The following is a 5,497-nucleotide window of genomic DNA, read 5'->3' on the forward strand; positions in this document are numbered from 1 at the left end:
CTGCAATACCTGCACCCACGATGCGTGCAGAGCGCCGGTCGCCTCGATAGCGATCACCGCAGCAGCGGCACCCGCCAGCCGCCAGCCGCCAGATCGTGCCCGTCACCTCGTCCAGGCCAGGCCGCAGCGACGGCACCGACCTCGGCTCCTCGAGCAGGCCGGCATCACCTGTGCTGAACCACACCCGATGCGTCACCTTGCCAGGATCGATCGCCACGACCAGCGTTGAACCCGGCAACGCCTGCTGCAACAGCCCTGAACCCACCCGGACCTCCTCCATGCCAACGTCGCGAACACGCTGGCACTACAGGTCAGGAGCTATCAGCCGGCAAGCGCCAGACTCAATCACAACTAGCAGGTCAGATCCGGTTGATCGTTCCATGTTTGGCGTGCCCCGCCCTCGATTCGAGCCTGCAGAAGCTCGATCGCAGCAGGGGGCTGGCTGCACTTTCTCACCAGGCCCGGCTACGTCCGGGGGTGCGTCTGCTCCGGCCCGGGCGATTCGCGACTGCGCCGCGACTGTGGGCGCGTCCATCGCGTCGGCGGTGAACGCGCCCGCCTAGCCTCGCGTCAGGCTGAGGTCGCAGTGCGCCTGGGCAGCACCCAGTCAGGCCGCGGGAAGTGGCAGGTGTAGCCGTTCGGGTAGGTGATCAGGTAGTCCTGGTGCTCGGGCTCGGCCTCCCAGAACGGGCCAGCCGGCTCGATGGTCGTGACCGCCTTGCCCGGCCACAACCCTGAGGCATCCACATCCGCGATCGTCTCGCGGGCGACGCGCTCCTGCTCGTCGGTGAGCGGGAAGATCGCCGAGCGGTAGCTCGCGCCGATGTCGTTGCCCTGCTGGTTCAGCGTCGACGGGTCGTGGATCTGAAAGAAGAAGGCCAGGATGTCACGGTACGTCGTCTGTGTCGGGTCGAAGAGGATCTCGACCGCTTCAGCGTGGCCAGGATGGTTGCGGTACGTCGCATGATCGTTGTCGCCGCCGGTGTATCCGACGCGCGTGTCGAGCACTCCTGGCTGTCGGCGAATGAGATCCTCCATGCCCCAGAAGCACCCGCCGGCCAGAACGGCCGTCTCAGTGCCCGGTTCGCGAGTGATCCGTCCGGTGTCGTGAACTCCGCTGGTCATGACGCGTGCTCCTTTGTGCCGTTCGTGACGTCCGGCTCGAACAGCGAGCGGTACTCTCCATAGCCCTGCGCCTCGAGCTCGGAGACCGGGATGAAGCGCAGCGCAGCCGAGTTCATGCAGTAACGCAGGCCTCCCTTGTCGGCAGGGCCGTCATCGAAAAGGTGGCCGAGGTGGCTGTCGGCGCCGGCGGACCGCACCTCGGTGCGGGTCATCCAGAGCGATCTGTCGGTCGTTGTGCGGACGACGTCGACTTCTATCGGCTTGGTGAAGCTGGGCCATCCCGTGCCGCTGTCGTACTTGTCGGTCGACGAGAACAACGGCTGGCCGGACACCACGTCCACGTAGATCCCGGGCTCGTGGTTGTCCCAGTACTCGTTCCGGAATGCGGGCTCGGTCCCGTCCTTCTGAGTGACGCGGAACTGCCTGTCGGTGAGGCGGCTGAGCGCGTCCGGAGTCTTGCTGTAGTCGTGTGACACGATCTCTCCCTCTTCTGACGCCGCTGGCTGCGCCGTCATCTGCAATAACACCGCCGTGAAGTGTTTTGGTCCCCCGGCTCCTGAGAACTCGCTGTGACCGCGATCTCGGGTTCGGATGGAAATGGGCAGCTCCCGAACGTGTGGGGTCACCCCGCCTCGACTAGGCCGAATTGGTCACGATCGGAAGCTGCGCGAGCGGCGGTTTCACCTGGAGCGGCGGTCGGTCCGGATCACCTACTGGATCGCAACCTACCGGAGGATCGTCCTGTTGACGGCCTTCCACAAGACGCGCACGCGGGACGAGCGCGAGATCGATTGGGCCGCCGGGCGTTGGCGCGGTGTATCGACGAGGCGCACGAGGCTGTGGACGAGGAGGCTGGGTCATGAGTGACAGTGGCGGTTGGGCCGCGATGCGGGAGCGGCGATGGCTGAGCCGGGTGCCACGGCGGCGTACGACGCTGCACGTTTGGCCTTTGAACTCGGTCGTTCTGTTCGAGAACTTCGTGAGCGCCGAGGCTGGAGCCAAACGCAGATGGCGAAGGCATCGGGAATGACGCAGTCCGCGTTCGCTCGGTTCGAGGCCGGCGGAACTGTTCCGACCTTGTCGGTGCTGGAACGACTCGCGACGGCGTCGGACGTGCGACTCAGAGTGGGTTTCGAGGCCGCTTGAGCCGCGGCGAGCTGTCAACGTGCCTACGGCGGCACTCAGCGCGCACCGCGACGCGTCTGTGACCTGGACAGACGTCCTGGCATCGGGGTGCCTGGAACGACCGTAGTCCGGTTCGCATGGTGCAACGTACACCCCACACATCAACTGAGCTGCGCATTCGTGCAGGCCGAATGAGGCCTTGCGCGAACCGCCTCCCGTTGTGGCCACAATTTTGTGATACCTTGACGCTGTGACGACTGAGCACTCGGTGGGCCTTAGGGAGCTACGGCACAACACCAGTGAGGTGCTGGCGCGAGTGCGTCACGGGGAGACGGTCGACGTGACGGAGTACGGCAAGCTCGTGGCGCGGATCGTGCCGGTCGGCGATCGTGAACCGACGCCGGTGCTGGACCGCTTGGTCGAGGAGGGGCGGGCGCGTTTGGCGGTACGGCCCGGATATCGGCCGCGGATGCGTGCCGGAGACGGTGCCGACCGTCTTGGCGACGCGCTCGCTGCGCTGCGCGACGAGGAGCGTTGGTGAGCCTCTACTACATCGACACCTCTGCCGCGCTCAAGTTGTTGGCCGAGGAGAGCCATTCACGCGCGTTCGCCAAGTTCTATGACGAAAGCGCGGGCGCGTCATGGGTCAGCTCGGCATTGCTTCGCATCGAGGTGATCCGCGCTGTCAGCCGGGTTATGCCGGCGGCGCTCCCGGATGCAAGGTCGCTTCTGCTGGCCTTTGACTATGTGAGCATCGATGACGAGGTGGTGGATGCGGCGATGAACGAGCCCGACCGGATGCTGCGTTCGCTGGACGCGATCCACCTCGCCACCGCGCGGGTCCTGGGGACGGATTTGGACGGGCTCGCTACCTATGACGACCGGCTGGCTGCTGCGGCCAAGGATGCTGGAATCTCGGTGATCGATCCACGGAATTGAGTTCGGCGGCGGCGCTAGCAAGGATCTTCCCAAGTCCTCGGGTCACACTGCGATCGAGTCGTGATCCGCCACCCCGTACCGGCGGGCGGCGTTCCCGGCGAGCGCGGCAACCGCCCGGGAATGGCCGAGCATCGCGGGGGACTTGAGGTCGGCGAAGTCGCCCACGGCGGTCAGCAGCTCGTCCAGGTCGTCGCCCGCGACTGTCCGGTCCCAGTCCGGCGCCCGGTCCAGCGCGGCCTTCCACACGTCGTCGACCGCGAGTTCCGCGGCGATCTCGGCGGAGCCGGCGGTGAACGCGGCCGCGACCGCGGGGTCGAACTGCGTGCCGCTGCGCGCGCGTACCGTGCGGTTGGCGTGCTCTTCACCGGCCCGGCGCAGGTGCACCTCGGCGACGTCGGCGACGTGGGCGATGCGCATTTCCTGCGGGATGTCCGCGCCGGAGACACCGGCCGGCAGTCCGTTGCCGTCCCATCTTTCGAACGTGTACGCCAGCGCGCTTCTGACGTCGTCGCCGAGCCCGGCACGCTCGGCGAGTTCGCCGGCGGAGAGGCAGTGCGAGCTCATGAGTTTGCGCAGGTTGCCACGCAGGCGGCCGAGCAGCGTCACGGCGCGCCCGGCCCGGGCCAGTGCCGGCCGATCGCGCCCGACATGGCTGGCCAGAAGCCAGACGAACGGCAGCCCGGCCCAGTCCAGGTCGTACGTGTCGGCGCGGAAGGCGATGTCGTCGCCGAACCATGCGGACAGCTCATGCGAGTCGGCGTGGCAGCCGATCCAGGCCAGCAGCGTCGCGTAGTAGGCAACCGCCTGCCGCTCCTCGTACAGGCCCAACCGCCGGGCCAGGCTGGTAGCGATCATCGCGGACCGCAGCATGTGGTCCATCGGCTGGCCCAGGCCGAGGTCGATGGCGAGCGAGAGCGCCGCGAGCACTTCGACCCGTCGGACACGATCGCCGGTCACCGGCCTGTCCCATACACCTACTCTGCCACCGGATCATGCAGCGTCGCGGAGCGCTGGTGTTAAGACTGACCTAGCGCTGCGGTGGATTACTTGCGACGCTGAAGCCTGTGTATGACTACGACATGTTGGTGCTGGGCTCCGGTCCCAGCGGGCAGAAGGCCGCGATCGCAGCGTCCAAGCTCGGCAAGCGGGTAGGCATCGTCGACCGTCGCGACATGATCGGCGGGGTGTGCATCAACACCGGTACCGTTCCCTCGAAGACGCTGCGCGAGGCTGTTCTCTACCTCACCGGGCTGAGCCAGCGGGACCTCTACGGCAGCAGTTACCGGGTCAAGAACGAGATCACGGTGAGCGATCTCGCGGCCCGCACGCAACATGTCATCAGCCGGCAGACGGACGTCATCCGCAACCAGCTGTCGCGCAACCACGTCTCGATGATCACCGGCGTGGGCCGGTTCGCCGATGCGCATGCGATCTGGGTGGACGCCGGGTCCGGCCGGGAGAGCAGGGTCACCGCAGACAAGATCATTATCGCGGCTGGAACGCGCCCGGCGCGGCCCGACAGTGTCGACTTCGATGACCGTACGATCGTGGACTCCGATGGTGTGATCAACCTGCAGGCGGTGCCGCGGTCGATGGTCGTGGTCGGCGCCGGGGTGATCGGCATGGAGTACGCCTCGCTGTTCGCCGCGCTCGGCACCAAGGTGACCGTCGTCGAACGCCGCCCGAAAATGCTGGACTTCTGCGACGAGGAGATCGTCGAATCGCTCAAGTACCACCTGCGGGATCTGTCGGTGACGTTCCGCTTCGGCGAGGAGGTCGCGGCCGTCGAGAGGCATCAGACCGCGGCACTGTGCATCCTCAAGAGCGGCAAGAAGATCGTGGCCGACACGGTGATGTACTCGGCGGGCCGGCAGGGACAGACGGACGATCTGGCGCTGGAGGCGGCCGGGCTGGAGGCGGATCGGCGCGGCCGGATCGAGGTGGATGCCAACTATCGGACCAAGGTCGACAGCATCTACGCGGTCGGTGACGTCATCGGCTTCCCGGCGCTGGCGTCGACGTCGATGGAACAGGGCCGGCTGGCCGCCCATCACGCCTGCGGTGAGCCGGTTCGCGAGATGCATCAGCTCCAGCCGATCGGGATCTACACCATCCCCGAGATCAGCTACGTGGGTCAGACCGAGGACCAGCTCACCGAGGCTTCGACGCCGTTCGAGGTGGGCATCGCACGGTACCGGGAGCTGGCGCGCGGGCAGATCGTCGGTGACTCGTACGGCATGCTCAAGCTGCTCGTGTCACCGGACGACGGCAAACTGCTGGGTGTGCACGTATTCGGCACCAGCGCCAC

Annotated in this window: 8 protein-coding genes; 4 read left to right on the forward strand and 4 right to left on the reverse strand. The window is 66.7% G+C overall.

From position 1 onward, the window contains the following. The 3 genes from VJV41_RS22105 to msrB all read right to left on the reverse strand — a co-directional run. On the reverse strand, positions 1-265 hold a 265-nt coding region (locus VJV41_RS22105; protein WP_325337259.1), incomplete at its 3' end, for a hypothetical protein. Positions 266-570: 305 nt separating this feature from the next. Next, complete coding sequence (gene msrA, locus VJV41_RS22110; RefSeq protein ID WP_325337260.1) at positions 571-1,125, reverse strand: peptide-methionine (S)-S-oxide reductase MsrA; 555 nt, start codon at positions 1,123-1,125, stop codon at positions 571-573. Further along, positions 1,122-1,601, reverse strand: coding sequence for a peptide-methionine (R)-S-oxide reductase MsrB (msrB, locus tag VJV41_RS22115; RefSeq protein ID WP_325337262.1), 480 nt, complete (start codon positions 1,599-1,601; stop codon positions 1,122-1,124). The genes msrA and msrB overlap by 4 nt, the downstream gene beginning before the upstream one ends. Before the next feature lie 424 nt (positions 1,602-2,025). On the opposite strand from msrB, the gene VJV41_RS22120 reads away from it, so the two are divergent. The 3 genes from VJV41_RS22120 to VJV41_RS22130 all read left to right on the forward strand — a co-directional run bounded on the left by VJV41_RS22120 (position 2,026) and on the right by VJV41_RS22130 (position 3,189). Continuing rightward, a complete protein-coding gene (locus VJV41_RS22120; RefSeq protein WP_325337264.1) occupies positions 2,026-2,271 on the forward strand; it encodes a helix-turn-helix transcriptional regulator in 246 nt (81 codons plus the stop codon). Positions 2,272-2,500: 229 nt separating this feature from the next. Next, positions 2,501-2,791: a type II toxin-antitoxin system prevent-host-death family antitoxin gene (locus tag VJV41_RS22125; RefSeq protein ID WP_325337266.1), complete on the forward strand. Its 291-nt coding sequence runs from the start codon at positions 2,501-2,503 to the stop codon at positions 2,789-2,791. Beyond that, positions 2,788-3,189: a type II toxin-antitoxin system VapC family toxin gene (locus tag VJV41_RS22130; protein WP_325337268.1), complete on the forward strand. Its 402-nt coding sequence runs from the start codon at positions 2,788-2,790 to the stop codon at positions 3,187-3,189. Before VJV41_RS22125 ends, VJV41_RS22130 begins: the two co-directional genes overlap by 4 nt. A 42-nt stretch (positions 3,190-3,231) precedes the next feature. Here VJV41_RS22130 and VJV41_RS22135 read toward each other — a convergent pair whose 3' ends face one another. After that, on the reverse strand, positions 3,232-4,146 hold the full coding sequence (locus VJV41_RS22135; RefSeq protein WP_325337270.1) for an HD domain-containing phosphohydrolase: 915 nt from the start codon (positions 4,144-4,146) through the stop codon (positions 3,232-3,234). Between the two features lie 122 nt (positions 4,147-4,268). On the opposite strand from VJV41_RS22135, the gene sthA reads away from it, so the two are divergent. After that, on the forward strand, positions 4,269-5,497 hold a 1,229-nt coding region (gene sthA, locus VJV41_RS22140), incomplete at its 3' end, for a Si-specific NAD(P)(+) transhydrogenase (RefSeq protein ID WP_325337272.1).

This window comes from Mycobacterium sp. (assembly GCF_035274705.1).
In the GTDB taxonomy this organism is placed as follows: domain Bacteria; phylum Actinomycetota; class Actinomycetes; order Mycobacteriales; family Mycobacteriaceae; genus Mycobacterium.